This window comes from Paragemmobacter amnigenus (genome assembly GCF_009908265.2).
GTDB classification, from domain to species: Bacteria; Pseudomonadota; Alphaproteobacteria; order Rhodobacterales; family Rhodobacteraceae; genus Paragemmobacter; species Paragemmobacter amnigenus.
Genome location: NZ_JAAATX020000007.1, coordinates 134,424 through 161,168, shown reverse-complemented (window position 1 = coordinate 161,168; position 26,745 = coordinate 134,424). Strand labels below are relative to the sequence as shown.

23 protein-coding genes are annotated in these 26,745 nt (G+C 65.6%); 14 read left to right on the top strand and 9 right to left on the bottom strand.

The annotated features are described in order from the left end of the window. Positions 1–22: 22 nt before the first annotated feature. The 6 genes from GU927_RS11510 to GU927_RS11485 all read right to left on the bottom strand — a co-directional run bounded on the left by GU927_RS11510 (position 23) and on the right by GU927_RS11485 (position 7,865). Positions 23–2,449 (bottom strand): GcvT family protein, encoded by a 2,427-nt coding sequence (locus tag GU927_RS11510; RefSeq protein ID WP_161762589.1) that lies wholly within the window; start codon positions 2,447–2,449, stop codon positions 23–25. Positions 2,450–2,748: 299 nt separating this feature from the next. Beyond that, positions 2,749–4,047, bottom strand: a complete 1,299-nt coding sequence (locus GU927_RS11505) for a branched-chain amino acid ABC transporter permease (RefSeq protein ID WP_161762588.1) — start codon at positions 4,045–4,047, stop codon at positions 2,749–2,751. Then, a complete protein-coding gene (locus GU927_RS11500) occupies positions 4,044–5,054 on the bottom strand; it encodes a branched-chain amino acid ABC transporter permease (protein WP_161762587.1) in 1,011 nt (336 codons plus the stop codon). Before GU927_RS11500 ends, GU927_RS11505 begins: the two co-directional genes overlap by 4 nt. A 3-nt stretch (positions 5,055–5,057) precedes the next feature. Beyond that, on the bottom strand, positions 5,058–5,768 hold the full coding sequence (locus tag GU927_RS11495; RefSeq protein WP_161762586.1) for an ABC transporter ATP-binding protein: 711 nt from the start codon (positions 5,766–5,768) through the stop codon (positions 5,058–5,060). Beyond that, the gene (locus GU927_RS11490) at positions 5,761–6,552 is read right to left on the bottom strand and encodes an ABC transporter ATP-binding protein (RefSeq protein ID WP_161762585.1); all 792 of its coding nucleotides are present in this window, start codon (positions 6,550–6,552) and stop codon (positions 5,761–5,763) included. The genes GU927_RS11495 and GU927_RS11490 overlap by 8 nt, the downstream gene beginning before the upstream one ends. Before the next feature lie 131 nt (positions 6,553–6,683). Then, positions 6,684–7,865 (bottom strand): ABC transporter substrate-binding protein, encoded by a 1,182-nt coding sequence (locus tag GU927_RS11485; protein ID WP_161762584.1) that lies wholly within the window; start codon positions 7,863–7,865, stop codon positions 6,684–6,686. 175 nt (positions 7,866–8,040) lie between these two features. Here GU927_RS11485 and GU927_RS11480 point away from each other — a divergent pair, with 175 nt between their 5' ends. Next, positions 8,041–9,153: a PQQ-dependent sugar dehydrogenase gene (locus tag GU927_RS11480; protein WP_161762583.1), complete on the top strand. Its 1,113-nt coding sequence runs from the start codon at positions 8,041–8,043 to the stop codon at positions 9,151–9,153. Positions 9,154–9,192: 39 nt separating this feature from the next. Here GU927_RS11480 and GU927_RS11475 read toward each other — a convergent pair whose 3' ends face one another. Next, a complete protein-coding gene (locus GU927_RS11475; RefSeq protein ID WP_161762582.1) occupies positions 9,193–10,209 on the bottom strand; it encodes a GlxA family transcriptional regulator in 1,017 nt (338 codons plus the stop codon). A 158-nt stretch (positions 10,210–10,367) separates the two neighbouring features. On the opposite strand from GU927_RS11475, the gene GU927_RS11470 reads away from it, so the two are divergent. Next, complete coding sequence (locus GU927_RS11470; RefSeq protein WP_161762581.1) at positions 10,368–11,738, top strand: class II 3-deoxy-7-phosphoheptulonate synthase; 1,371 nt, start codon at positions 10,368–10,370, stop codon at positions 11,736–11,738. Between the two features lie 54 nt (positions 11,739–11,792). Here GU927_RS11470 and GU927_RS11465 read toward each other — a convergent pair whose 3' ends face one another. Further along, entirely contained in the window at positions 11,793–12,395 is a 603-nt protein-coding gene (locus GU927_RS11465) for a PAS domain-containing protein (RefSeq protein ID WP_161762580.1), read from the bottom strand. Between the two features lie 191 nt (positions 12,396–12,586). Here GU927_RS11465 and GU927_RS11460 point away from each other — a divergent pair, with 191 nt between their 5' ends. The 8 genes from GU927_RS11460 (at position 12,587) to iolB (ending at position 21,274) form a co-directional block, all read left to right on the top strand. Then, entirely contained in the window at positions 12,587–13,486 is a 900-nt protein-coding gene (locus GU927_RS11460) for a YicC/YloC family endoribonuclease (RefSeq protein ID WP_161762579.1), read from the top strand. 2 nt (positions 13,487–13,488) lie between these two features. Then, on the top strand, positions 13,489–14,124 hold the full coding sequence (gmk, locus tag GU927_RS11455) for a guanylate kinase (protein WP_161762684.1): 636 nt from the start codon (positions 13,489–13,491) through the stop codon (positions 14,122–14,124). Beyond that, complete coding sequence (locus tag GU927_RS11450) at positions 14,121–14,645, top strand: gamma carbonic anhydrase family protein (protein WP_161762578.1); 525 nt, start codon at positions 14,121–14,123, stop codon at positions 14,643–14,645. The genes gmk and GU927_RS11450 overlap by 4 nt, the downstream gene beginning before the upstream one ends. Positions 14,646–14,809: 164 nt before the next feature. Then, complete coding sequence (locus GU927_RS11445; RefSeq protein ID WP_161762577.1) at positions 14,810–15,619, top strand: MurR/RpiR family transcriptional regulator; 810 nt, start codon at positions 14,810–14,812, stop codon at positions 15,617–15,619. Between the two features lie 112 nt (positions 15,620–15,731). Then, positions 15,732–17,651: a bifunctional 5-dehydro-2-deoxygluconokinase/5-dehydro-2-deoxyphosphogluconate aldolase gene (locus tag GU927_RS11440; protein WP_232489201.1), complete on the top strand. Its 1,920-nt coding sequence runs from the start codon at positions 15,732–15,734 to the stop codon at positions 17,649–17,651. Then, positions 17,648–19,477: a 3D-(3,5/4)-trihydroxycyclohexane-1,2-dione acylhydrolase (decyclizing) gene (gene iolD / locus GU927_RS11435; protein WP_161762575.1), complete on the top strand. Its 1,830-nt coding sequence runs from the start codon at positions 17,648–17,650 to the stop codon at positions 19,475–19,477. The genes GU927_RS11440 and iolD overlap by 4 nt, the downstream gene beginning before the upstream one ends. A gap of 14 nt (positions 19,478–19,491) precedes the next feature. Beyond that, entirely contained in the window at positions 19,492–20,388 is an 897-nt protein-coding gene (gene iolE, locus GU927_RS11430) for a myo-inosose-2 dehydratase (protein ID WP_161762574.1), read from the top strand. A 70-nt stretch (positions 20,389–20,458) separates the two neighbouring features. Then, on the top strand, positions 20,459–21,274 hold the full coding sequence (gene iolB, locus GU927_RS11425; RefSeq protein WP_161762573.1) for a 5-deoxy-glucuronate isomerase: 816 nt from the start codon (positions 20,459–20,461) through the stop codon (positions 21,272–21,274). Position 21,275: 1 nt separating this feature from the next. Here the strand turns inward: iolB and GU927_RS11420 are convergent, their stop codons facing one another. Then, positions 21,276–21,662: a hypothetical protein gene (locus GU927_RS11420; RefSeq protein ID WP_161762572.1), complete on the bottom strand. Its 387-nt coding sequence runs from the start codon at positions 21,660–21,662 to the stop codon at positions 21,276–21,278. Between the two features lie 73 nt (positions 21,663–21,735). Between GU927_RS11420 and GU927_RS11415 the strand changes: the two genes are divergently transcribed. The 4 genes from GU927_RS11415 (at position 21,736) to pstA (ending at position 26,739) form a co-directional block, all read left to right on the top strand. Further along, a complete protein-coding gene (locus GU927_RS11415) occupies positions 21,736–22,758 on the top strand; it encodes a sensor histidine kinase (RefSeq protein ID WP_161762571.1) in 1,023 nt (340 codons plus the stop codon). Positions 22,759–22,878: 120 nt separating this feature from the next. Continuing rightward, entirely contained in the window at positions 22,879–23,931 is a 1,053-nt protein-coding gene (locus tag GU927_RS11410; protein WP_161762570.1) for a PstS family phosphate ABC transporter substrate-binding protein, read from the top strand. 25 nt (positions 23,932–23,956) lie between these two features. Further along, a complete protein-coding gene (pstC, locus tag GU927_RS11405) occupies positions 23,957–25,417 on the top strand; it encodes a phosphate ABC transporter permease subunit PstC (protein WP_161762569.1) in 1,461 nt (486 codons plus the stop codon). Further along, positions 25,414–26,739: a phosphate ABC transporter permease PstA gene (gene pstA, locus GU927_RS11400; RefSeq protein ID WP_161762568.1), complete on the top strand. Its 1,326-nt coding sequence runs from the start codon at positions 25,414–25,416 to the stop codon at positions 26,737–26,739. The genes pstC and pstA overlap by 4 nt, the downstream gene beginning before the upstream one ends. Positions 26,740–26,745 lie beyond the last annotated feature (6 nt).

The following is a 26,745-nucleotide window of genomic DNA, read 5'->3' as shown; positions in this document are numbered from 1 at the left end:
CCTCCGGCGGAGCCATCCATGATCAGCCACGCATCCGCGCGCCGTCACCATCCCACAGCGACGAGAGATGGACGGTCGCCTTGCGCCGTTCGCCCAGAATCTCGATCTCGCAGCCCAGACCGTCCTTCACCTTGTCGGCGGGCAGGAAGCCCATGGCGACCGACTTGCCGGTCCAGTGGCTGAAGCCGCCGCTGGTGCAGAAGCCCGCCACCGCGCCGTCCAGCCAGATCGGTTCCCACGCCACCACATCGGCATCCTTGGCATCGACGACGAAGGACACCAGACGCCGCTTTGGCCCTGCAGCCTTTTCGGCGGTGGCGGCGGCCTTGCCAATCCAGTCTGCCGCCTTGTTCCAGCGGATAAAGCGGTCGAGACCTGTTTCGGCAGGGGTATAGTCGGGGCTGAACTCTCGCCCCCAGGACCCGAACCACTTGTCCAGACGCAGGGACATCATCGCCCGCATCCCGAATGGCCGGATGCCCAGATCCTTGCCCGCCGCTGTCAGCACGTCCCAAAGGTGCCGCACCGACATATGGTCGGTGAAGATCTCGAAGCCCAGATCGCCCGTATAGCTGACGCGCTGGACGATGCAATTGGCCATGCCCACGGTCATCCGGCGGACGTCCATGAACCTGAAGGCTTCCGCGCTGACATCCGCCCGGGTGACGCGGGACAGAAGCTCGCGCGCATTCGGGCCGGCAATCTGGAAGCCGGAGCGGGTGTCCGAGATGTTCTCGACCGTCACCCCGTCCATCGGGTTCTGTTCGAACCAGCGCGAATGCCAGCCCTGCGCGCCGTATGAGGCGGTAAGCTGGAATTCGGTTTCCGACAGGCAGGAAACCGTGAAATCCCCGATTATCTTGCCCGAATGGGCGAGCATCGGCGTCAGCGACAGGCGGCCCGGTTTCGGGATCAGGCCCGCCATGATGCGGTCAAGCCATGCGCGGGCATTGGGGCCGGTGACGCGGTACTTGCCGAAGTTCTGCACCTCGTTGATGCCGACGCCTTCGCGCACGGCCAGCACTTCCTGACGCGTCGCTTCCCATGCGTTCGACCGCTTGAAGGACGGTTCCTCATAGCGCGGCTCGCCGGGCAGGGCGTGGTAGTTGACCACTTCCAGCCCGTATTGCTGGCCCCAGACGGCGTTCATGCCATCGAACACCTCGTACATCGGCGTGGTGCGGAAGGGGCGGGCGGCAGGGCGTTCCTCGTTCGGGTAGCTGACCGAGAAGCGCATCTGGTAGTTTTCGATCACCTTCGGGACCGTATAGCCCGGGCTTGTCCAGTTGCCGAAGCGCGATACGTCGAAGCCGCGCGGGTCGCGTTCGACCTCGCCCTCGATCATCCATTGCGCCAGCGCCAGACCCATGCCGCCACCCTGGCTGAAGCCCGCCATGACGGCACAGGCCGACCAGTAGTTGCGCAGGCCCGGCACGGGGCCGATCAGCGGGTTGCCGTCGGGGGCAAAGGTAAAGGGGCCGTGGATCACGCGCTTCACCCCAGACCGTTCCAGCACGGGGAAGCGGCGATAGGCAAAGTTGACCGAATCCTCGATCTTGTCGAACTGTTCGTTCAGCAACTCGTGGCCGAAATCCCACGGGGTCGTGTCGACCGACCACGGCTCGCAGGGCTTTTCATAGAAGCCGATGCAGAGGCCGCGCCCTTCCTGCCGCAGATAGCTTTCTCCGCCGGGGTCCATCACATGCGGGAATTCGCGGCCCGATTTCAGGATCTCCATGATCTCGGGAATGTCGTCGGTAACAAGGTATTGGTGCGCCATCGGCAGCAGCGGTAGGTAGACGCCCGCCATCGCCCCGATCTCGCGCGCCCAGAGGCCGCCGGCGTTGACGACATGTTCGGCGATGATGGTGCCCTTTTCCGTGACCACTTCCCACGACCCGTCGGGGCGCGGGTTGGTTTCCAGCACGCGGTTGTGCAGCACGATTTCCGCCCCGCCCATGCGCGCGGCTTTGGCATAGGCGTGGGTGGTCCCCGACGGGTCGAGGTGGCCGTCCAGCGGATCATAAAGCGCGCCGATGATGCCTTCGAGGTTGACCATGCCGTCGGTCAGCTTGCGGATTTCCTCTGGCCCGAGGATTTCCGTATCCAGCCCCATGTAGCGGTGCTTGGCCCGTTCGGCTTTCAACTGTTCGAACCGCGCCTCGTTGTCGGCCAGCGTGATGCCGCCCACATGGTGCAGGCCGCAGGACATGCCGGTGATCGCCTCCAACTCCTTGTAAAGCCGGATGGTGTAACCCTGAAGCGCGGCCATGTTGGTATCGCCGTTCAGGGTGTGGAAGCCCCCCGCCGCGTGCCAGGTCGAGCCCGAGGTGAGTTCGGAGCGTTCGACCAGCATGACGTCGGACCAGCCGAGCTTGGTCAGGTGGTAAAGGACCGAGCAGCCGACGACACCGCCGCCGATCACGAGCACTCGGGTATGGGTTTTCATGGGGGACTCCCTCGCTTGATTGACGGCAGATTGGCCGCAAGCGGGACGCAGTGGCATGTTGATCCGCGACAGAAATGTGTCGGAAAATGCGCGAGGCTTGTCGGGTGCCTCGGCCCGATGCGTTGGTCGTCCACCGCCTGACGTGACGGGTCAGGGGCGCGGGTGGCGGTTTCGATCACGCTTCCTGCTGTCTGCTGGCGTGGCCGGGGGCCGTTGCACGGGGAGACTGCAGAAGTTCGGAAAATGGAAATGGGGCGAAGAGTGAACTTCGCCCCCTCTTTCGATCTGGGTGGGTTCCCTTATTTCTCGGGGATCAGTCCGCGCGGGCTGAACCGGAGAACCAGCAGAAGGACCACACCCATAGTCAGCAGGCGCATGTGCTGTGCCGCGTCGATCAGGTGGGTCTTGAGCGGCCCGTCCGACAGGCCGGCGACCAGCGCCCCCATGACGGCCGGACCCACGCTTTCCACGATCAGCCACAGCCAGCCGATCAGCAGGCCGCCCAGAACTGCGCCCCAGTTGTTGCCCGATCCGCCGACGATCACCATCACCCAGATCAGGAAAGTAAAGCGCAGCGGGTTATACTCGCCCGGTGCCAGCATGCCGTTCATGCTGGTATACATGGCGCCCGCAATGCCGACGACGGCCGAGCCGAGGATGAAGACCTGCAGATGCCGACGGGTCACGTTCTTGCCCATCGCGGCGGCGGACACCTCGTTGTCGCGGATGGCGCGCATCATGCGGCCCCACGGGCTGTTCAAGGCGCGCTCCGACAGCCAGATCACGGCCAGAAGGACGGCCCCGAACATCGCCACATAGCAAAGCTTGACGACGATCGAGGACGCGGTTGCCGGATCGAAGCCCCAGCGCGTCGCCCAGTCGACAAAGCCTGCCGATTGCTGCAACTGCACCTCATAGGGCACGGGCCAGGGGCGCGGCATGTCGATGATGTTCTTCACCCCGCGCGCCAGCCAGTCCTCGTTCTTCATCACCGCGATGACGATTTCCGCGATGCCCAGCGTGGCGATGGCCAGATAGTCCGACCGCAGCCCCAGCGCGATCTTGCCGATGGCCCATGCGGCGCCAGCGGCCAGCAGCCCGCCCACCGGCCATGCCAGAGTCGCGGGCAGGCCCAGACCGCCAAGGTTGCCCGCCGTGGCGGGGTTGAATGCCTCGACCGCCGTGACGGCCGGGTCGAAAACCGCGCGGAACAGGAAGAACCCGCCCACCACGATGGCCAGCGTTCCCCATGTCCGCACCCGCCCCTTGGGCAGGCGGTTATAGGCAAAGATCGCCGCCGCGATCGAGGCCGCGCCGAGGAACAGCCCCGCCAGAATGCCGGTGCCGCCCGCCTGCCATCCTTCGACCACCGGCTGCGTCGACACCAGCACCACGGCCAGACCGCCCAGCGCGGCAAAACCCATGATGCCCGTATTGAACAGGCCCGCATAACCCCATTGGATATTCACCCCCAGCGCCATGATGGCGCTGATGAGCGACAGGTTCAGGATCGACAGGGCAAGGTTCCAGCTCTGGAACACGCCCGTCAGGACGAACAGCAGGGCGACCCCCGCGAAAAGCGCAAGGTTCCGGTTCATACCGATTTCCCCTTGAACAGGCCCGTGGGCATGAAGATCAGGACGAGAATGAGGATCGCGAAGCTGACCGCGAATTTGTAATCCGTGGTCATGAGCTGCACGAGCCCGTCCGGCGCCATGCTTTCGGGAACCAGATAGGTCACCACCTTCTTCCAGGCATAGGTCACCATCACCTCGGAAAAGGCGATGACGAAACCGCCCGCGATGGCCCCGATGGGCGACCCCAGGCCGCCGACGATGGCCGCCGCGAAGATCGGCAGCAGAAGCTGGAAATAGGTGAAGGGCTTGAAGGACTTGTCCAGCCCGTAGAGCACCCCCGCGATGGTCGCCAGCGCCGCCGCGATGATCCACGTGATCTGCACCACGCGGTCGGGGTTGATGCCCGACAACAGCGCCAGATCCTCGTTATCCGAAAAGGCGCGCATCGACTTGCCCGTGCGCGTCTTCTGCAGGAACCAGAACAAGAGCCCCATCACCACAATCGCCGTGACCACTGTCACCGCCTGCGTGCCCTTGATCGCCAGACCTTCGGCCAGACCGGTCATTTCCTTGAAATCACCGGCGGAAATCAGGAACCGCCCGCCATCGGCGAAATTCTGGTCCTCCACCCCGATGATCAGGCGCACGATGCCGTTCATCACGAACATCACACCCAGTGACACCATCACGAGAATGACCGGCGCTGCCTTCTGTTTGCGGTAGAAACGGTAGATCACGCGGTCCGTCCCCAAGGCGAAGGCCGCCGTCGCGGCGATCCCGAAGGGCAGGGCCAGAAGTGCGGTCGGCAGGACGCCGAAGGTGATGCCGACGGACTGCATCCACCATGTCACAAGGATCGTCACCATCGTCCCGAAGGCCATGGTGTCGCCATGGGCAAAGTTGGAAAAGCGCAGGATGCCGTAGATCAGCGTCACACCCAGCGCCCCCAGCGCGAGTTGCGAGCCATAGGCCAGCGCCGGCACGAAGACGAAGTTCAGAAAGGCCACGAGGGCGTTCAGGATATCCATCTCTCAACCCCCGAGGAAGGAACGGCGGACCTCCGGATCGGCAAGCAGCGCCTTTCCGGTGTCGGTGAAGCGGTTTGCGCCCTGCACAAGGACATAGCCCTTGTCCGCGATCTCCAGCGCCTGACGTGCGTTCTGTTCGACCATCAGGATCGAGATGCCGGTCCGCGCCACCTCGATGATGCGGTCGAAAAGTTCGTCCATCACTATGGGGCTGACGCCTGCGGTGGGTTCGTCCAGCATCAGGACCTTCGGCTTCGTCATCAGAGCGCGGCCCACGGCCACCTGCTGGCGCTGGCCGCCCGACAATTCGCCCGCGGGCTGCAACCGCTTCTGCTTCAGGATCGGGAACAGGTCATAGACCTGCGCCATCGTATCCGCGAAATCGTCGGTGCGGATGAAGGCGCCCATTTCCAGATTCTCCTCCACCGTCATGGAGGTGAAGATGTTGTGGGTCTGCGGGACGAACCCCATCCCCTTGGCCACGCGGGCCTGCGGGGTCAGGGCGGTGATGTCCTCGCCGTCCAGCTTCACATGGCCTGCGCGCAGTTTCAGCATCCCGAAGACGGCCTTCATGGCCGTGGACTTGCCCGCGCCGTTGGGGCCGACGATCACGGCGATCTGGCCCTTTTCCACCGCGATGGTGCAGGAATGAAGGATGTCCGCGCCGCCATAGCCGCCGGTCATCGCCTCGCCGATCAGGAAGGGCTCAGCCATGGGCGGCCTCCTCCTTGACCTTGTTCTTCAGGCCGGTGCCGAGATAGGCCTCGATCACGCGCTCGTCGTTCTTCACTTGGTCGACCGTCCCCTGTGCCAGCACCTTGCCCTCGGCCATGCAGATGACCGGATCGCAGAGGCGGGCGATGAAATCCATGTCGTGTTCGATCACGCAGAAGGTATAGCCGCGCTCCTTGTTCAGGCGCACGATGGCATCGCCGATGGTGTTCAGCAGCGTGCGGTTCACGCCCGCGCCCACCTCGTCCAGAAAGACGATCTTGGCATCGACCATCATCGTGCGGCCCAGCTCCAGCAGCTTCTTCTGCCCGCCCGAGATCTGGCCCGCCTTCTGTTCGGACAGATGGCTGATCGTCAGGAATTCCAACACGTCCTTGGCCTTCTGGCGGATGCGCTCTTCCTCTTCCGCAACAGCGGCGCGGTTGAACCACGCGTTCATCAGCGTCTCACCCTTTTGCCGCGCGGGAACCATCATCAGGTTCTCCAGACAGGTCATCGACCCGAATTCATGCGCGATCTGGAAGGTCCGCAGCAGGCCCTTGTGGAACAGCTCGTGCGGCGGCAGTCCGGTGATGTCCTCGCCATCCATCAGGACGCGGCCCGAGGTGGGCGGCAGGCGCCCTGCGATCACGTTGAACAGTGTGGTCTTGCCTGCGCCATTGGGGCCGATCAGGCCCGTGATGCTTCCCGTCCGGATCTCCAGCGAGGCTCCGTCGACGGCGCGGAAGCCGCCGAAATGCCTGTGAAGGTTCTCGACAACGATCATGTGGTCTATCCCCTGTCTCCCGCCGGTTCGACCCGTGCCCTTATGGGCCTCTGCGCCGCGGGATGCGTGTCTAAGGCAACGGCCCGGGCCTATGCCCGGGCCGCACCCTTTCGTCAACCGTTAACGGTTCCTCAACGGAACTTGACGGTCTCGATCTTGCCTTCCTTGATCTCGTACTCGCGATAGGCACCGGCGGACTCGCCCGCGCCCACGAGTTCGACGGCACTTGCGCCGACATAGTCGATGTCGGTGCCGGCAGCGATCAGTTCCAGAGCCTTGCCCAGTTCGCCGGGCAGGATCGGCTCGCCCGGAGCATTGGCAAGATCCATCACCTTGGCCGACCAATCCTTGGAGTTGGTCGAGTTGGCAGCCGCCATCGACAGCAGGATCAGCGCGGCAGCGTCATAGCTTTCCTTCGAGAAAGCGTTCGAACCGTCGAAGCCTGCAGCCTTGGCCGCTTCTTCATAGGCGGCAGCGCCGGGCGAATCCGTGCCGGGAACCGCGCCGAACGAGCCGTTCAGCGGTTCGCCTATGGCTTCGATCAGGCTATCACCATACATGCCGTCCACGAGGTAGAAGGACGAGAAGGCGCCCGAGTCGAGCGACGCCTGGATCACGCCCTTGCCGCCCTGGTCGACATAGCCCGCAACGATCAGCATCTCGCCGCCGGCAGCCGCCAGCGAGGCAACTTCTGCCGAATAGTCGGCCTTGCCGTCTTCATGCGGGGTCGAGATCGTGACCGAGCCGCCCTTGGCCGCGAAAGCCGCGCCGAAGCTGTCAGCCAGACCCTTGCCGTAGTCGTTGTTGGTGTAGGTCACCGCAACCGACTTGATGCCCTTTTCCGACAGGATGTCGGCCATGATCTCGCCCTGACGCGCATCCGACGGGGCGGTGCGGAAGAACAGGCCGTCATCTTCGGCGGTCGACAGCGCGGGCGAGGTGGCCGAGGGCGAGATCATCCCGATCCCGTTCGGACGCGCCACGTTTTGCAGCACCGCACCGGTCACGCCCGAGCAGTCGCCGCCCACGATGGCCTTGACGCCATCCGAGGTCACGAGACGTTCGGCAGCAGCGGTCGCCGCCGCCGCATCGACGCAGGTCGTGTCGCCGTTCACGGTGGTCACGGTGCCCAGCGTGAACTTGCCCGAGTCGTTGACTTCCTTCACGGCGAATTCGGCGCCCTTGGCCATGTCCGGAACGGTCGATTCCAGCGGGCCGGTGAAGCCGAGGAGGATGCCGAGCTTGACGTCTTCGGCCGAAGCAGCACCCGCCATGAGGGCGGTCGCGGTGGTGGCCAGCAGCAGTTTCTTCATGGGTTGCTCCCTGATTGGATCATTGTCCTGAGGAGCGAACCTAGTGTGCGATTGATCAAAAGAAAAGCACCCCTTTCGCATCGGGAATGGCCCGCTGCGTCGCGTTTCCGCCCTCGCGCCGGATCAGAAAGCTGTGAGCAGCCCTCGACAGGTGGCGTCGGGCGGCCAGCTTTCAATGAAAAGGGAGATTCGTCCGATACGCCAGACAGTTGCCGCCACCGTCCTGCTGGCCTTTTGCGGCACGGCCGCGCTGGCAGGGGCTATCGGCACAAGCGCCGGTCCGGCGCGGATCGATCCTGTCGTGACCGGTCTGGACGAGCCTTGGGCGATAGATTTCCTTCCCGACGGCACACCCGTGGTGACCGAGCGTGACGGTCGCCTGCTGCTGGTGCAGGACGGGAAATTGCGCCCGGTGGCGGGGGGGCCTGCGGTCTGGGCCGAAGGGCAGGGCGGGCTGCTCGACGTGATGATCCCGCGTGACTTCGCGCAGTCACGACGGATCTGGCTCACCTTTGCCATCCCGCTGGACGGTGGCGGGGCCACGGCGGCCGGAAGCGGCCTTCTGTCCGCAGACAACACGCGGATCGAGGGGTTCACGATCCATTGGCAGGGGCAGGCGGACGGTGGCGGTCGCCATTTCGGTTCACGGCTGGTCGAGGGAACCGACGGGTCGGTCTATTTCACGACCGGCGACCGCGGCACGGGCCCCGACGGGCATGAGGCGCAGGATGCCGCGCGCGCCGAGGGCAAGGTGATCCGTCTGTCCGCCGACGGCAAAGCCGATGCCGCCTCGGGCGGGGCCGTGGCCGGCCTTCACTCTCTAGGTCACCGCAATCCGCAGGGCGCGGCAATGGACGGGCAGGGGCGGCTCTGGCTTGTCGAACACGGCGCACAGGGCGGGGACGAGTTGAACCTGATCCGGCAGGGCCGCAACTATGGCTGGCCGGTGATCAGCTATGGCGAGAACTACGGCGGCGGGCAGATCGGCGAGGGCACGCAGCGCAAGGGGATGGAGCAGCCGGTCCACTACTGGGTTCCGTCCATCGCCCCGTCGGGTCTCATGATCTATGACGGCACGATGTTTCCGGAATGGCGGGGGGATTTCTTCACCGGATCATTGAACTCGGACTTCATCAGCCGACTCGATCCCGACTCCGGCTTTGCGGAAGAGCGGATCGCCGCGCCACAAACCGGCCGCGTCCGCGACGTAGTGCAGGCCCCCGACGGCTCCATCTGGTTCCTGTCGGTTCATGACGGGGCGATCTACCGCCTGTCACGCGAGGAATAACGTACGGTTCCGCCTGTCAGAAAGACGGGGCCCTTTCGGTCAGATCGACAGCCGGACGCCGGTGCCGCCGCCCTGCGTGCCACGCTCGCGGTAGGGCGTGGTGTTGTAATGCGCGCGGTAGCATTTCGAGAAATGCGAGGGCGAGGCAAAGCCGCAGGCCAAGGCCACGTTGATGACGCTCATATCCGTCTGCATCAACAGGTTGCGCGCCTTCTGCAGCCGCAGTTCCATGTAATACCGCTTGGGGCTGCGGTTCAGATAGCGGCGGAACAACCGTTCGAGCTGGCGGGTGGACATCCCCACCTCCTCGGCCAGATCGGCGGGCGACATCGGGTCTTCGATGTTGCCCTCCATCATCTGGATGACCTGCGACAGCTTCGGATGGCGCACGCCGATGCGCGTGGGAATCGACAGGCGCTGCGTGTCCTGATCGGTGCGGATGGTCGAATAGATCAACTGGTCCGCAACGGTGTTGGCGATATCCTCGCCATGATCCGCCGCGATCACCTTCAGCATAAGGTCGATGGATGCCGTCCCCCCCGCGGTGGACCAGCGGTTGCCATCCATCACGAAGACCGACTTTGTCAGCTTCACCTCCTCGAATTCCTCTAGGAACCCGTCCTGGTTTTCCCAGTGGATCGTGGCCTTCTTGCCATCCAGCAGCCCCGCCTTGGCCAGCGCGTGCGCCCCGGTGCAAAGGCCCCCCATTGTCACGCCCCGACGCGCCTCGCGCCGCAGCCAGTTCAGGATGCCTCGCGTCGTGGCCTTCTGCACATCCACCCCGCCGCAGACCAGAACGGTATCCTCGCGCTCGATCTCGTCCAGACCCATGTCCAGCCTGAAGGACGCCCCGTTGGAGCAGGTGACCGTCTCGCCGCCCTCACCGGCAAGCTTCCACGTGTACAGCGTCTCGCCCGTGATGCGGTTGGCGATACGCAGCGGTTCGATGGCACTCGCAAAGGACAGCATGGTAAAGCGGTCCAGCAACAGAAAGACGAACCGCCGCGGGGCGGCGCCTTTGGCGACCTGCTGGGCCTTCTTGGGTGCGGTGGACATTGTGCGACCTAAATGCGTCGGTATTCGGCGTCAGCCAATCAGGAAACTAATTTCACCGCAAGGGCAATCCCGACGGATATCATGCCAGTTTCTCCCTTTGCATATGCCGCCGGACTGCTTATACCGCGCCCGTTACCGCAAACTTTCGGAGAAGACCGATGAGCAAGGGCTGGACCAAGTCGGATTGGCGCGCAAAACCGCGGATCCAGATGCCCGACTATCCGGATATGACCGCACTCAACGCCGCCGAGGCGCAGCTTGCGAAATATCCGCCGCTCGTCTTTGCGGGCGAGGCGCGCAAGCTGAAAAAGCAGCTCGCCCTTGCTGCCGAGGGCAAGGCGTTCCTGCTGCAAGGGGGCGACTGCGCGGAATCCTTCGCCGAATTCAGCGCCGACAACATCCGTGACACCTTCCGTGTCATGCTGCAGATGGCGGTCGTGCTGACCTATGGCGCCAAGGTGCCGGTCATCAAGGTGGGCCGCATGGCGGGCCAGTTCGCCAAGCCGCGTTCCGCCCCGACCGAGGTCATCAACGGCGTCGAACTGCCCAGCTACAAGGGCGACATCATCAACGGCTTCGACGCCACGCCCGAGGCGCGGATGCCCGATCCGAACCGGATGCTGCAGGCCTATACGCAGGCCGCGGCATCGCTGAACCTTCTGCGCGCCTTCTCGACCGGCGGCTTTGCCGACATCCACCGCGTCCATTCCTGGACGCTGGGTTTTGCCGAACATGACAAGGCCGAACGCTACCGCGAACTGTCAAACCGCATCTCCGACGCGCTCGACTTCATGAACGCGGCCGGCGTCAACGCCGAAACCGCGCATACGCTGGCCACGGTCGATTTCTACACCAGCCACGAAGCGCTGCTTCTGGAATACGAAGAGGCACTCTGCCGCATCGATTCCATCTCGGGCCAGCCGGTTGCGGGGTCGGGTCACATGATCTGGATCGGCGACCGCACGCGCCAGCCGGACGGCGCGCATGTCGAATTCTGCCGCGGCGTGCTGAACCCGATCGGTCTGAAATGCGGCCCCTCCACCACGGCGGAGGATCTGAAGGTCCTCATGGCCAAGCTGAACCCGCAGAACGAGGCGGGCCGCCTGACCCTGATCGCGCGCTTCGGCGCGGGCAAGGTGGGCGAACACATGCCGCGCCTGATCAAGACCGTACAGGCCGAAGGCGCCAATGTCGTCTGGTCCTGCGATCCGATGCACGGCAACACGATCAAGTCGTCAACGGGCTACAAGACCCGCCCCTTCGATTCGGTCCTGCGCGAGGTGCGCGAATTCTTCGCCATCCACAAGGCCGAGGGCACGATCCCCGGCGGCGTGCATTTCGAGATGACGGGCAAGGATGTGACCGAATGCACCGGCGGCCTGCGCGCCGTGACGGACGAGGATCTGTCGGACCGCTACCACACCGCCTGCGACCCGCGCCTGAACGCGTCGCAGTCGCTGGAACTGGCCTTCCTCGTGGCCGAGGAACTGACGGCGCTGCGCGCGGGGGAAAAGCGCATCGCGCTCTGACAGCGCGCCGCGCGGCATCCGGTTAGGCGGCAGGTTCCGGACCTGCCGCCCTTTTCATGGCCGCGACCAGATCAGAACCGGACCCGCCCCCGACGCCCCCGCACCGCGCCCGTCGCCGCGCGGGGCAAGCGGTTCGCCCAGCACCCGCTCGATCCGGAACCGGCGCGGCGGCAGGACGGGCGGCCCTTCCAGATCAAGACAGCCGATCGCCGCCGCATCCGCCGCCGTGCGCCCCGCCAGCGGCAACAGCGTCAGCCGCGCCCGCAGCGGGGGCCGCGCCATGCCGCGTTCGGAATGCAGCGCCATCTCGACCGTCTGCAGCCCGTCCAGCACCGCCTCGACTGCCTCCAGCATCCGCAGCCGCGCGCCCGCCTCGAACAGCACCGACAGCGGCCGCCCCGCAAGGTCCAGCCCGTGGACGGCGCAGACCATCAGCCCCGCATGGCGGATCAGCACCGCCCCGCCCGCCGCCCGTTCCACCAGCAGCGAATGTTCCAGCATGGGCGCCAACTGGCGCGGCACGATCCGTTCACGCTGCGGCGGGGCGCCGCCATCGCCGCGCAGCGACTGCCAGTGACGCCGCAGCAGGGCCGCCGGTGACGGGTCTGCCACCGCTTGTCCTGCCCACCCTGCCTTGCCCGCGAAATCGCCAGTCATTGCCCGTATCCGATCCGGCCCCAGCGGGGCGCAGCGCCAGTTGTCGGCCCCGCGCCGCTCTGTTACGCCCCAGAACGGACGCATCGCCCGTCCGCTTAGTCCGCAGGGCCATATTATGCCCATTCCGGCGCAGCGGCAGCGAATGATGAACAAAGGGTTAACACGCCCCGCATCGGGGCAGGGGGGCAGACATGACCGTCTCGATGACCGGTTTCGCCGCGCGCAAGGGGCAGGGGGCCGGCTACGGCTGGAGCTGGGACCTGCGCTCGGTCAATGGCAAGGGGCTGGATCTGCGGCTGCGGGTGCCCGACTGGATCGACGGTCTGGAAGCCGCCCTTCGTGCCGAGCTGGGCCGCGCGCTTGGACGGGGCAATGTCTCTCTCTCGCTGCGGGTCAGCCGCGATGGCATGGGCGAGGGCGAGGCGACGCTGCGCGTGAACCCGCCTGTCCTGTCCGCCGTTCTTTCGGCATTGGCCGAGGTGGAGAATGCGGCCATGGCGGCGGGGGTGACATTGGCACAGCCGAATGCCGCCGATGTGCTGTCCATCCGCGGCGTGCTCGACACGACTTCCGCCGACGAGGATACGGCCCCGCTGCGGAGCGCGATCCTTGCCGATCTGCCCGCCCTCCTGTCCGACTTCAACGCCATGCGCGCCGCCGAAGGGGCCGCCCTGCATGACGTCATCGCGACCCAGCTTGACCGCATCGCCACCCTCGCCGCCGAGGCCGCGACCGAGGCCGAGGCCCGCCGCGATGCCACCGCCGCCGCGTTGCGCGATGCTCTGGCCAAGGTCATCGCCAACACCGACGGCGTGGACGAGGCGCGGCTGACGCAGGAGCTTGCCCTGATCGCCGTCAAGAACGACGTGACGGAAGAGCTGGACCGCCTGACCGCCCATGTCGCCGCCGCCCGCGCCCTTCTGGACGAAAGCGGCCCTGTCGGGCGCAAGTTCGACTTCCTCATGCAGGAGTTCATGCGCGAGGCGAATACGCTCTGCTCCAAGGCGCAGGCGCTCTCGCTCACCCGCATCGGGCTTGACCTCAAAACGGTCATAGATCAGATGCGCGAACAGGTTCAGAACGTGGAATGACCATGGCGCGCAAGGGGCTTCTGCTCATCCTTTCCTCGCCCTCGGGGGCGGGCAAGTCGACGCTGACGCGGATGCTGATGGCATGGGATGCGACCATGCGCTTCTCCGTCTCGGCCACCACCCGCGCGCCCAGACCGGGCGAGGCGGACGGGCGCGAATATTTCTTCCGCAGCCGCGCCGAATTCGAAACCATGGTGCGCGACGGCCAGATGCTGGAACATGCCGAGGTGTTCGGGAACTTCTACGGCACCCCCCGCGGGCCGGTGGAGGCGAACATGAAGGACGGCTGCGACACCGTCTTCGACATCGATTGGCAGGGCGGCCAGCAGATCCGCAACTCGGCCCTTGGCCGCGATGTCGTGTCGATCTTCGTGCTGCCCCCCTCCATCGCCGAACTCGACCGCCGCCTGCGGACCCGCGCGCAGGACAGCGACGAGGTGATCGCAGGCCGCATGGCCAAAAGCCGCGACGAGATCAGCCATTGGGCCGAATATGACTATGTCCTCGTCAACCGCGACCTCGACGCGACCTTCGAACAGCTGAAAACCATCCTGCAATCGGAACGGATGCGCCGCGACCGCCAACCCGGCCTGTCCGATTTCGTCCGCACCCTGAACAAGGAATTCGAGGCGCGATGATCTATTCCCTCGACGGCATCACGCCCGAGATCCACCCCGACGCATGGATCGCCCCCGATGCCAACATCATCGGCCGCGTGGTGGTTGAGGCGGGCGCCTCGGTCTGGTTCGGCGCGACGCTGCGCGGCGATAACGAGGAGATCCGCATCGGCGCAGGGTCCAACGTGCAGGAAAACTGCGTGCTGCACACCGACATGGGCTATCCTCTGGTGATCGGGCCGGATTGCACCATCGGCCACAAGGCCATGCTGCATGGCTGCACGATCGGCGCGGGGTCGCTGATCGGCATGGGCGCCACGATCCTGAACGGGGCGAGGATCGGGCGCGGCTGCCTGATCGGTGCTTGCGCGCTGGTGACCGAGGGGAAAGAGATCCCCGACGGATCGCTCGTCATGGGCAGCCCCGGCAAAGTGATCCGCGAACTGGACGAAGCAGCGCGGGATCGGCTGTTGAAATCCGCCGCAGGCTACCGCGCCAATGCGCTGCGGTTTCGCGCGGGCCTGCGCGTCAGCGAAATCTGACGCAGATTTCGCGGCGGTTTCTGGCGCAGAAACCGCATGATCTGCCGGGCGCCCGGAATTTGCGCGAAATTCCGGCGCGATGTCTGCGTCAGACATCGCGTTCCACAAATGGTTGGAATATTCGTTCCACGCTGCTAGCTTCCCTTGGAAACCGAAGGGACATCATGACCGTCACGCCCCCCGCCACCATCGAGGATTTCCGCAACCGTCTGGCCGACGTGACCGATGCCCTGCCCAAACGCCTGCGCCAATGCGCTGACTACATCGCCGCGAATACCGACCGCATCGCTGTCTCGACCGTCGCCGAACTGGCCGCAGGGGCGGACGTGCCGCCCTCGGCACTGATGCGCTTTTGCCAGATCCTCGGGTTTTCCGGCTTTTCCGAAATGCAGAAGCTTTTTCGCGATGCCTATGCGCCCGGCTGGCCGGACTATTCCACCCGCCTGAGCAACCTGAAGGAAAACGGCGCAGGAAGCCCCGCAGCCCTGCTTGCGGAATTCGTCGAGGCGGGGCGTCTGTCGCTGGAGCAATTGGCGAAATCGGTCGACGAGGCCGCACTTTCACAGGCTGTGGCGCAACTGACGGATGCGGGGACGCTGCATGTCGTTGGCCTGCGGCGCGCCTATCCCGTTGCCAGCTATCTGACCTATGTCTTCGAGAAGATGCAGGTTCCGGCCATGCTGCACGACGGCACCGGAAAGCTGGACCACCGCCATGCCTTGCGCGCCGGGGATGCATGTATCGCGATCACCTTCGCCCCCTATTCCGACGAAACCCTTGCTCTGGCACAGGATGCCCAGACGCGCGGACTGCCTGTGATCGGCATCACCGACCGCCTGACAAGCCCGCTCGCCCGCTTGTCCAGCACGGTGCTGACCGTGCCCGAGGTCGACTTCGGTGCCTTCCGCTCGCTGTCCGCGACACTGGCCCTGTCGATCGCGCTGGCCGTGGCCGTGGGTTCGGCGCGCGGATAGGGCAGGGGTCAAGAAAGCCCTTCCACTTTTCCCGACTATGGAATAAAAATTCCAAAATATGAACAGAACCGAATCTCCGCGCCATCGCGTGGAGGAACCGGAGGAGAGAACGGTGTCCCACTCCGCCAAGACGCTCGACGTCATCACCATTGGCCGCTCCTCGGTCGACCTCTACGGCGCGCAGGTGGGCGGCCGGCTGGAGGATATGGGCTCCTTCCAGAAATATATCGGCGGCAGCCCGACCAACATGGCGGCAGGCACCGCGCGTCTTGGCCTGAAATCGGCGCTCATTACCCGTGTGGGCGACGAGCATATGGGCCGCTTCATCCGCGAGGAACTGGCGCGCGAAGGCGTCGATGTGCGCGGCGTCAGGACAGACCCCGAACGCCTGACCGCCCTCGTCCTGCTGGGCATCCGCGACGAGAAGCAGTTTCCCCTGATCTTCTACCGCGAGAACTGCGCCGACATGGCGCTGTGCGAAGACGACATCGACGAAGCCTTCATCGCCAGCGCGCGGTCGGTCGTCGCCACCGGCACGCACCTTTCGCATCCCCGGACTGAGGCCGCGGTGCTGAAGGCCCTGACACTGGCCCGCAAGCACGGTCTGCAAACCGCGCTGGACATTGACTATCGCCCGAACCTCTGGGGCCTGTCGGGCCATGGCGATGGCGAAAACCGCTTTATCGAATCTGCCGCCGTCACGGCGAAACTGCAATCGACGCTGCATTTCTTCGACCTGATCGTCGGCACGGAAGAGGAATTCCACATCGCCGGCGGCAGCACCGACACCATCGCCGCCCTGCGCGCCGTCCGCGCCGTCAGCAAGGCCACGCTCGTATGCAAACGCGGCCCGATGGGCGCGGTCGCCTTCACCGGCGCGATCCCCGACAGCCTTGACGAGGGCGAAACCGGCCCCGGCTTCCCGATCGAGGTGTTCAACGTCCTTGGCGCGGGCGACGGCTTCATGTCCGGCCTGCTGAAGGGCTGGCTGGACGGCGAACCTTGGCCTATCGCGCTGAAATACGCCAATGCCTGCGGGGCCTTCGCCGTGTCGCGCCACGGCTGCACCCCCGCCTATCCTTCATGGGAAGAGCTGCAGTTCTTCCTGCAACGCGGCGTCGTCGAAAAGGCGCTGCGCAAGGATGCGGCACTGGAACAGGTCCACTGGGCGACGAACCGCCACAAGGACTGGTCCACGATGCGGGTCTTCGCCTTCGACCACCGCATGCAGCTGGAACAGATGGACGGCGCCACGCCTGCGAAGATCGGCGCCTTCAAGGAACTCTGCCTGACCGCCGCCCTGACCGTCGCGGACGGCCGGCCGGGCCACGGCATCCTCTGCGACTCGCGCCTTGGCCGCCATGCGCTTTATGCCGCCGCGGGAACCGGTCTGTGGATCGGGCGGCCCGTCGAATGGCCCGGCTCGCGCCCGCTGACGCTGGAACCGGAAATCGGGCCCGATTTCGGCGGCCTGTCGGAATGGCCGCTGGAACATGTGGTCAAGGTGTTGTGCTTCTACCATCCCGATGACGATGCCGCGACCAAGGCCCGGCAAGAGGAAACGGTCACCCGCCTGTTCCACGCCTGCCGCCGCAACCGGCTGGAAATGCTGCTGGAAATCATCCCCTCCAAGGTCGCGCCGGTGGACGACATGACCTCGGCCTTGGTGATACAGCGGTTCTATGACCTCGGCATCTTCCCCGACTGGTGGAAGCTGGAACCCTTCGCCACCGACGCCGCATGGACAAATGCCTGCGCCGCCATCACCCGCAACGACCCGCATGTGCGCGGCATCGTCGTGCTGGGTCTCGACGCGCCGGAGGATCAGCTTGCCGCCTCGCTCGCGCTTGCCGCGCGGCACGATCTGGTGAAAGGCTTTGCCGTGGGGCGCACGATCTTTGCCGATGCCGCCCGTGGCTGGCTGGCAGGCCAGATTTCCGATGATGCCGCCGTCGCCATGATGGCGGACCGTTACAGCCGCCTCTGCGCCATCTGGGACGAGGCTCGCGCCAAGAAGGATATCGCCGCATGACAACGATCCGTCTCACCGCCGCGCAGGCCATGGTCCGCTGGCTTGCCAACCAGCAGGCCGAGGACGGCACCCGCTTCATCGAAGGCATCTGGGCCATCTTCGGCCACGGCAACGTGGCGGGTCTGGGCGAGGCGCTGCATGGCGCGCGCGATGTCTTCCCCACATGGCGCGGGCACAACGAACAGACCATGGCCCATACCGCCATCGCCTATGCCAAGGCGATGAAGCGGCAAAAGGCCATGGCGGTGACCACCTCCATCGGCCCGGGCGCCACCAATGTGGTGACCGCCGCCGCGCTGGCCTATGTCAACCGCCTGCCGCTGCTCATCATCCCCGGCGATGTCTTCGCCAACCGCGCCCCCGATCCGGTCCTGCAACAGGTCGAGGATTTCGCGGATGGTACGGTTAGCGCCAATGACTGCTTCCGCCCCGTCAGCCGCTATTTCGACCGCATCACGCGGCCCGAACACATCCTGACCGCGCTGCCCCGCGCCCTGCGTGTGATGACGGACCCTGCGGAATGCGGCCCCGTCACGCTGGCCTTCTGTCAGGACGTGCAGGCCGAAGCCTATGACTACCCCGAATCCTTCTTCACCCCCAAGGTTTGGCGCATCCGCCGGCCCGAGCCGGATCAGGCAGAGCTTCAGGCCGCCATCGCAGCGATCCGCGCCGCAAAACAGCCCGTCATCGTAGCGGGGGGTGGCGTGATCTATTCGGAGGCCGAGGCCGCGCTGGCCGCCTTTGCCACCGAACACGGGATTCCGGTGGTGGAAACGCAGGCCGGCAAATCCGCGCTGGCCCATGACCACGAACAGAATTTCGGACCTGTCGGCGTCACCGGCTCCTCCTCCGCCAATATCGTCTGCGAGGGGGCGGATCTGGTGATCGGCCTCGGCACGCGGTTTCAGGATTTCACCACCGGCTCGTGGTCGCTGTTCAAGAACCCCGCGCGGCGCATCCTTGCGATCAACGTGCAGGCCTATGACGCGGGCAAGCATGGTGCGATGAGCCTTGTGGCAGATGCCAGGGTCGCGCTGGAAAAACTGGGCGCGGGGATGAAAGGCCTGCGCTTTGCCGCGCCAGATGCCGCGCTGAAATCTGACTGGGCCGCCGCCAAGGCCGCGGTGAAGGCCGCCCCCGCGTCGGGCAACCAGCTTCCCACCGACATGCAGGTGATCGGCGCGGTGCAGCGCTCCTCTACTCCGGCCACCATCGTGATGGGCGCGGCCGGCACCATGCCGGGCGAGTTGCACAAGATCTGGGATGCCGCGCAGGGCGGCTATCACATGGAATACGGCTTTTCCTGCATGGGCTATGAAATCGCGGGGGCCTTGGGCATCAAGATGGCGCGTCCCGATGCGGATGTGGTCTGCATGGTGGGCGACGGGTCCTACATGATGGCCAACAGCGAGTTGGCGACCGCCGTGATGATGGGCGTGCCCTTCACCGTCGTCATCACCGACAACCGCGGTTACGGCTGCATCAACCGCCTGCAGAAACACACCGGCGGCGCGCCCTTCAACAACCTGCTGGACGACGCATGGCACGTGAACCCCTCGGCCATCGACTTTGTCGCCCACGCCGCCAGCATGGGCGCGCGGGCGGTCAAGGCAGGCTCCGTCGCCGAACTGGAGGCGACGATCACCGCAATGCGCGGCGGGCAGGTGCCTTCGGTCATCGTGATCGACACCGATCCCGGCCCGTCCACGGCGGCGGGCGGGACCTGGTGGGACGTGGGCGTCCCCGAAGTGTCAGAGCGGGAAACGGTGCGCGCGGCGCGTGCGAAGTATGAAGAAATGAAGGCAAAGCAGTCGGTTGACGGCTGAAATTGAGAAAGAACATGATCCTTTTCGGAACCAACCCCATCGCCTGGGCCAATGACGACGACCGCAGCATCGGCGCGAACATCGCCACCACCCGCATCCTGGACGAGGCCGGTCGCCAGATCGGCTTCGACGGGATCGAGAACGGCCACCGCTGGCCTGACGACCCCGAGGAATTGCGCGCGCTTCTCGGCTCTTACGGGCTGAAGTTCATCTCGGGCTGGTATTCGACCGAACTCCTGATCCGCTCGGTCGAGGACGAGATCGCCGCATGCCAGCACCACCTTGCCAAGCTGAAACACAACGGCTGCCGCGTGATGATCGTCTGCGAGACGTCGAACGCCATCCATGGCGATGCCGCCCGCGCGGTGAACGACCGCCCGACGCTGACCGCCGCCGAAATGGTCGCCTTCGGCGCAAAGCTCGAAGCCTTCGCCGCCTATCTTGCGGGGCAGGGCATCACGCTGGTCTATCACCACCACATGGGAACCATCGTCGAAAGCCCCGCCGACATCGACGCCTTCATGGTCGCAACAGGGCCGCATACCCACCTTCTCTTCGACGCGGGCCATTGTGCCTTTGGCGGCGGCGATCCGGTGGCGGTGCTGACGAAACACATCGCCCGCGTCCGCCATTTCCACGCCAAGAACATCCGCCCCGCCGTGGTGGAGAAGGTCCGCAAGGAAGGCTGGTCTTTCCTCAAGGGCGTGGTCGAAGGCGCCTTCACCGTGCCGGGCGATCAGGAAGGCGGAGTCGATTTCGGCCCGCTGCTGAAGATCCTTGCCGGCGCAGGCTATGACGGCTGGATCGTGATCGAGGCCGAACAGAACCCCGAGATCCGCAACCCGCTGCTTTACCAGACGCTGGGTCTGGCGACGTTGAAGCGGCTGTCGCGCGAAGCCGGTCTCATTTGACAAAACGGCGGTGCGGGGGGCCGTCTGCCCCCCGCACCCCCCGAGGATATTTGCACAACGGGGAAGAGGCATGGCCGATCTTCTGAGAAAACCTGTCGGCACCAACGGCAAGGTCCATGACATCACCCCCGAAAGCGCGGGCTGGGGCTATGTCGGCTTCGGCCTCTATCGCCTGACGCCGGGCCAGTCGGCGGCCGAAGCGACGGGGGACCGCGAGGCGATCCTTGTCCTTGTCGAGGGCAAGGCGCGTCTCACCGCAGGCGGGCAGGACATAGGCGAGATTGGCGACCGGATGAGCGTCTTCGAACGCACCCCGCCGCATTGCCTCTATGTTCCCAACGGCAGCGACTGGCAGGCCGTGGCGACGACCGACTGCACGCTGGCCGTCTGCACCGCGCCGGGCAAGGGCAACCACCCGGTGCGACGCCTTGGCCCCGAGGGGATCGAACTCACCCCGCGCGGCACGGGGGCGAATACACGCTACATCAACAACATCGCCATGGAGGCGCGCGACGTCGCCGACAGTCTGCTGGTGACCGAGGTCTTCACCCCGCAGGGCAACTGGTCCAGCTATCCAAGCCACCGCCATGACGAGGACGACTTCCCCCGCATGACCTATCTGGAAGAGACCTATTACATGCGCCTCAACCCCGCGCAGGGCTTCGGCATCCAGCGGGTCTATATCGAGGACGGGTCGCTGGACCAGACCATGGCGGTCAAAGACCATGACGTCACGCTTGTGCCGAAGGGGCACCACCCCTGTGGCGCACCCTATGGCTATGACATGTACTATCTGAACGTCATGGCCGGACCGCGGCGCAACTGGCGCTTCCAGAACGACCCCGATCACGACTGGATCTACCGGCGCGACACCCCGCAGGCCTGAGTCACGGGGTAGGACGGGCGGGGATCAGCCGGACTTCGATCCCGCCGCCCTGCGCGCGGATCTCGCGTTCGACCATCCGCGGATTGGGCAGGTCAGGCGCCACGACATAGAGCCGTCCGCCAAAGCCCAAACCCGCCAGCCGCGCCGCCACGGCGAGGGCATCGAACGTCGCGGCAAAAAGCGGGCAGACCACTCGGTCTGCGCCCAGCGTTGCCAGCAGCACCTGATCCAGCGCCTCGGGCCCGTCGATCACGATCCCATCCACCCCGTCCGGCACGATCCCGCCCAGCACGATGGCCATGCCCGACGGGCCCGCCTCGGCCAGTGGGATGCGCCGTCTCGGGGTGATGCCCCGGCGCGGTGCCTGCTCCTGTCCGGTTCCTTGCATCCCGACCTTCCTCCGACCTGTCCGGGCGATACCAAGCCGTGATAGGACGGGCAGAAGACGGCAGGAGAGTGGCATGGAAGCGGAATTGGTGCGGACAATCGTGGCTGCGATCCCCCTGCCGGTCATCGCGATCGGTCCGGACGGGCGCATTCTGGCCGCAAATCCCGCCGCACTGGCCCTGTTCGGTGCCGGGATCGAGGGGCGCCACCATCTGCTGACCCTGCGCCAGCCCGCCCTGCAATCGGCCATCTCGGCGGCTCTGGCCGACGGAGCGACCGGCACCGCACGCCATACCATTCCCGGCCCGTCGCAGGACGTGGTCTATCGCGCCACCGTATCCCCTGCGGCACGCGGCTACGCCCTTCTGACCTTTGAGGATGTGACCGAAGCCGAACAGATGGGCCAGATGCGGCGCGACTTCGTGGCCAATGTCAGCCATGAATTGCGCACACCGCTGACCGCGGTGCTGGGCTTCATCGAAACCCTGCGCGGGGCAGCCCGCGACGATCCGGCGGCACGCGAGCGGTTTCTGGCGATCATGGAGCGCGAGGCGGGACGCATGAACCGGCTGATCGGTGACCTGCTCCACCTCAGCCGCGTCGAAGCGCAAGAGCGGGTCCGCCCCACGGCGCGCGTCGATCTGGCCGCGCTGGTCGCAGGGGCCATCTCCACATTGCGACCGCTGGCCGAAGGGTCAGGGGTTGCGGTCGAGGTGACGGGGTTGCCCGCTCCCTTGCCGATGCCGGGCGATGCCGACCAGATCACGCAGGTCATCGTCAACCTGCTGGAGAATGCGATCAAATACGGCGGCGGCGGCGGGCATGTCACGCTGCACCTCGCGCGCGAGGCGCTGCCCCATGGCTCCGGCCTGCGGCTGGATGTGATCGACCGGGGAGAGGGAATCGATCCTCTGCACATCCCCCGCCTGACCGAGCGATTCTATCGTGTCGATGGCCATCGTTCGCGTGAAAAGGGGGGCACGGGTCTGGGTCTGGCCATCGTGAAACACATCGTCCAGCGGCACCGTGGCCGGATCCGTATCGAAAGCGAACCCGGAAAAGGCAGTGTTTTCAGCGTGATTTTTCCCGAGTCCTGATCCTGTCCATCCTGCGGGGCGACGTGCCGCCTCCCGCCTTTGTCATGCGACTGTTACAAAGCCGTTGCAAAAGGGCGCCGCAAGGGCGGCCCGTCCAACCTTGTCTGACCCGAGGCCCCCATGACGATCCGCTTCCCCCTCCTGTCCGCCCTGATGGCCGCGCTGGCCTGTGGCCCCGCTGCGGCGCGCGACAATCTCCAGATTGCGGGCTCGTCGACGGTCCTGCCCTATGCCACCATCGTGGCCGAACTCTTCGGCGAGAATTTCGACCACCCCACGCCCGTGGTCGAGGGCGGCGGATCGGGGGCAGGGCGCAAGAAGCTCTGCGAAGGTCTGGGCGAGGCGACCATAGACATCGCCAATTCCTCTAGCCGGATCAAGCAATCCGACCTTGACCTGTGCAACGCCAATGGCGTGACGGGTGTGATGGAGGTCCGCTTCGGCTATGACGGCATCGTCTTTGCGGCGCTGCGCGACGCGCCCGAATATGCCTTTACCCCCGCCCACTGGTTCCGCGCCATGTCCGCCCGCATCGTGCAGGACGGCGCGCTGGTCGAGAACCGCCTGCGCGACTGGGCCGAGGTGGACCCCGCCCTGCCGCCGCAAGAGATCATCGCCTTCATCCCCGGATCGAAGCACGGCACGCGTGAGGTGTTCGACCACAACGTCCTGCTGGCCGGCTGCAAGGAAACCGGTGCCTACGACCTCTATGCCGCCGCCGCCATCGGCGACGAGGAGGCCGTGAAGAAAGAGGCCGAAAAGGCCTGTCTGGACCTGCGCACCGACGGTCTGGCGGTGGAAATCGACGGGGATTACACCGAAACGCTCGCCCGCGTGCAGGCCAATCCCACGGGGATCGGCGTCTTCGGCCTGTCCTTCTACCAGTCCAACACCGACCGCCTGCGCGTCTACACGATGTCGGGCGTCACCCCCTCGGTCGACACCATCGCCAGCGGCGAATATCCGGTGTCCCGCCCGCTCTATTTCTACGTCAAGCTCGCGCATATGGGCGTCATCCCCGGCCTGCGCGAATACGTCGCCTTCTTCCTGTCGGACGAGGTGGCGGGGCCGGATGGCCCGCTTGCTGATTACGGGCTTGTCCCCGATCCCGAGCTCCACAAGACGCAGGCGATGGTCGCCGCGGAACAGCCGATGGAACCGCTCAGCCAATGACCCCAACCCGCGACAGGACCGGACCATGAGCCTTGGCCTTCTCCTTCTCCTCCTTCTGGCGCTTGGCGCGCTCGGCTTTCTGGCCGGTCGCCAGCGCGCCCTTGCGGCCGTCAGGGGGGATGCGCGCGACCTGCATTCGCTGCCCGGCTATTACGGGCAGACGGTCGCCCTATTCGCGACGGTGCCGGCGCTGCTGCTGTGCCTTGTCTGGCTTGTCGTGCAGCCCGCCATCGTGGAACGCTCCATCTCGGCGCTGATCCTGCCCGAAGACATCACCGCCGGATCATCGCTGGTTCTGGTGATGTCCGACGTGCGCCGCATCGCCGAAGGCATGGATGCGCTGGCCGTCGCAGGCGCGGCGTCCGAAGGCGAGATCGCAGCGCTTGTCGGACAGCCCGATGCCCTGAAAGAGCGTCTGGCACAGACCGGCGTGGCTCTGGCCGCGCCCATCCTGCCCCATATCGCCGAGGCCGCGCAGGTCTGGCGCGCGCAAACCGCGCTCGGGGGCCAGATCATGGCGGCCGCGGTTCTGGCCTTGGCGGTTGCAGGCTTCCTGCTCGCGCTCTGGCGTATCGCGCCTGAATTCCGCGCCCGCAATGTGGTGGAACGCTTTGTGCGCGTCCTGCTGGTGGCAGCTTCCTCTGTCGCCATCCTGACTACCATCGGCATCATCTTCAGCCTCGTCTTCGAAAGCTGGCATTTCTTCCAGCTTTACCCGGCGCGCGACTTCTTCCTGTCGCTCACATGGGCGCCGAAATTCGGCGGGGGCTCTGACCTCGGGCTTTGGCCGCTGCTCTGGGGCACGCTCTATGTCTCGTTCATCGCGCTTCTCGTCGCCGTGCCGATCGGTCTTATGGCCGCGATTTACCTGTCGGAATATGCCAGCCCTGCCGTGCGCGCGGTCGCGAAACCCGCGATCGAGGTTCTGGCCGGCATTCCGTCGATCGTTTACGGCCTTTTCGCGCTCATGACCGTGGGGCCGTTCCTGCGCGACTGGTTCGCGCAACCGCTGGGCCTTGGCGACAGCTCCTCCTCGGTGATGACGGCGGGGGTGGTCATGGGGATCATGCTGATCCCCTATGTCTCCTCGCTGTCGGACGACATCATCAACGCCGTGCCGCAATCCCTGCGCGACGGCTCCTACGGCCTTGGCGCCACGCAATCCGAAACCATCCGTCAGGTCGTCTTTCCCGCCGCCCTTCCGGGCATCGTCGGCGCGATCCTCATGGCCGCCAGCCGCGCCATCGGTGAAACCATGATCGTGGTGCTCGGGGCAGGGGCCGCGGCCAAGCTCGACCTCAACCCGTTCGAGGCGATGACCACCGTCACCGTCAAGATCGTGAGCCAGCTGACAGGCGACACCGAATTTGCCAGCCCCGAGACGCTGGTCGCCTTCGCGCTCGGCCTCACGCTCTTTGTCTTCACGCTGGGGCTCAACATCCTCGCCCTCTACATCGTCCGCAAATACCGCGAGCAGTACGAATGACCCAAGCCCCCGCCAAATCGCTGCTGGTCCCCGATGCCCGCACCCGCGCGCGCAACGCGTCGGAACGCCGCTTCCGTCTGATGGGGATGGCAGCGGTGGCCATCGGCCTTGTCGCTTTGGTCGTCCTCTTGGTCTCGGTACTCGGGAACGGGCTGTCGTCCTTCCGCCAGACCTATGTGACGATCCCGATCACGCTGGATGCGGCCGTGCTGGACAAGTCCGGCAATCGCAATCCGGACGAGATGAAGAAGGTCACGACACTGGGCTATGGCAAGCTGATGCAGACCGCCCTGATCGCGGCGCTGGCCGAAAAGGGTGTCGACACGGGCGATCTGAAACCCAAGGAAATCATGGGAATGATGTCCAAGGAGGCGCCCGCCGACCTGCGCGAGGCTGTGCTGTCCGACCCGTCGCTGGTGGGCCAGACCATCACCTTCCCGGCCTTCGCCACCTCGCGCATCGACGGCTATTTCAAGGGCCGCGTAACGATGGAAAGCGCCGCACGCGACGCCAACATCAACCCCGAACAGCTTGCCCTTGCCGACCGCATGGCGGCGGCGGGCCTGATCGAGACGCGGCTCAACTGGGGTTTCCTGACCCGCCCCGATGCCTCCGAACTGCGGCCCGAGGCGGCGGGTCTGGGCGTGGCCATCCTCGGGTCGGCCTACATGATGATCGTGGTGCTGGTCCTGTCGCTGCCCATCGGCGTCGCGGCCTCGATCTACCTGGAAGAACTCGCGCCCAAGAACCGCTGGACCGACCTGATCGAGATCAACATCGCCAACCTCGCCGCCGTGCCCTCCATCGTCTTCGGCATCCTTGCGCTGGCCCTGTTCATCAACATCGCGGGCCTGCCGCAATCGGCGCCCATCGTGGGCGGGCTGGTGCTGACGCTGATGACGCTGCCCACCATCATCATCGCCACCCGCGCCAGCCTGAAGGCCGTGCCCCCCTCGATCCGCGATGCCGCGCTCGGCGTGGGGGCGTCCAAGATGCAGACCATCTTCCACCACGTCCTGCCGCTTGCCATGCCGGGGATCCTGACGGGCACCATCCTCGGCCTTGCGCGCGCGCTTGGCGAATCCGCGCCGCTCCTCCTCATCGGGATGGTGGCCTTCGTGCGCGACTATCCCTCGGCCCCGCCCGAAGGCCTCTTCGACCCTGCCTCGGCCCTGCCGGTGCAGGTCTACAGCTGGACCCAGCGCGCCGATCCTGCCTTCGTGGAACGCGCCTCGGGCGCCATCATCGTGCTGCTCGTGTTCCTGCTCGCCATGAACGCGCTCGCCATCATCCTGCGCCGCCGCTTCGAGCGGCGCTGGTAACGGAGT

Excerpts from the sequence above, each read along its gene's own strand:
- GU927_RS11450 (WP_161762578.1), top strand. The coding sequence starts at position 14,121 with ATGATCTATTCCCTCGACGGCATCACGCCCGAGATCCACCCCGACGCA.
- iolB (WP_161762573.1), top strand. The coding sequence starts at position 20,459 with ATGGCCGATCTTCTGAGAAAACCTGTCGGCACCAACGGCAAGGTCCAT.
- iolD (WP_161762575.1), top strand. The coding sequence starts at position 17,648 with ATGACAACGATCCGTCTCACCGCCGCGCAGGCCATGGTCCGCTGGCTT.
- GU927_RS11500 (WP_161762587.1), bottom strand. The coding sequence starts at position 5,054 with ATGGATATCCTGAACGCCCTCGTGGCCTTTCTGAACTTCGTCTTCGTG.
- pstA (WP_161762568.1), top strand. The coding sequence starts at position 25,414 with ATGACCCAAGCCCCCGCCAAATCGCTGCTGGTCCCCGATGCCCGCACC.
- pstC (WP_161762569.1), top strand. The coding sequence starts at position 23,957 with ATGAGCCTTGGCCTTCTCCTTCTCCTCCTTCTGGCGCTTGGCGCGCTC.
- GU927_RS11410 (WP_161762570.1), top strand. The coding sequence starts at position 22,879 with ATGACGATCCGCTTCCCCCTCCTGTCCGCCCTGATGGCCGCGCTGGCC.
- GU927_RS11510 (WP_161762589.1), bottom strand. The coding sequence starts at position 2,449 with ATGAAAACCCATACCCGAGTGCTCGTGATCGGCGGCGGTGTCGTCGGC.
- GU927_RS11420 (WP_161762572.1), bottom strand. The coding sequence starts at position 21,662 with ATGCAAGGAACCGGACAGGAGCAGGCACCGCGCCGGGGCATCACCCCG.
- gmk (WP_161762684.1), top strand. The coding sequence starts at position 13,489 with ATGGCGCGCAAGGGGCTTCTGCTCATCCTTTCCTCGCCCTCGGGGGCG.
- GU927_RS11485 (WP_161762584.1), bottom strand. The coding sequence starts at position 7,865 with ATGAAGAAACTGCTGCTGGCCACCACCGCGACCGCCCTCATGGCGGGT.
- GU927_RS11415 (WP_161762571.1), top strand. The coding sequence starts at position 21,736 with ATGGAAGCGGAATTGGTGCGGACAATCGTGGCTGCGATCCCCCTGCCG.
- GU927_RS11495 (WP_161762586.1), bottom strand. The coding sequence starts at position 5,768 with ATGGCTGAGCCCTTCCTGATCGGCGAGGCGATGACCGGCGGCTATGGC.
- GU927_RS11465 (WP_161762580.1), bottom strand. The coding sequence starts at position 12,395 with ATGACTGGCGATTTCGCGGGCAAGGCAGGGTGGGCAGGACAAGCGGTG.
- GU927_RS11470 (WP_161762581.1), top strand. The coding sequence starts at position 10,368 with ATGAGCAAGGGCTGGACCAAGTCGGATTGGCGCGCAAAACCGCGGATC.
- GU927_RS11490 (WP_161762585.1), bottom strand. The coding sequence starts at position 6,552 with ATGATCGTTGTCGAGAACCTTCACAGGCATTTCGGCGGCTTCCGCGCC.
- GU927_RS11480 (WP_161762583.1), top strand. The coding sequence starts at position 8,041 with ATGAAAAGGGAGATTCGTCCGATACGCCAGACAGTTGCCGCCACCGTC.
- iolE (WP_161762574.1), top strand. The coding sequence starts at position 19,492 with ATGATCCTTTTCGGAACCAACCCCATCGCCTGGGCCAATGACGACGAC.
- GU927_RS11460 (WP_161762579.1), top strand. The coding sequence starts at position 12,587 with ATGACCGTCTCGATGACCGGTTTCGCCGCGCGCAAGGGGCAGGGGGCC.
- GU927_RS11475 (WP_161762582.1), bottom strand. The coding sequence starts at position 10,209 with ATGTCCACCGCACCCAAGAAGGCCCAGCAGGTCGCCAAAGGCGCCGCC.
- GU927_RS11445 (WP_161762577.1), top strand. The coding sequence starts at position 14,810 with ATGACCGTCACGCCCCCCGCCACCATCGAGGATTTCCGCAACCGTCTG.
- GU927_RS11505 (WP_161762588.1), bottom strand. The coding sequence starts at position 4,047 with ATGAACCGGAACCTTGCGCTTTTCGCGGGGGTCGCCCTGCTGTTCGTC.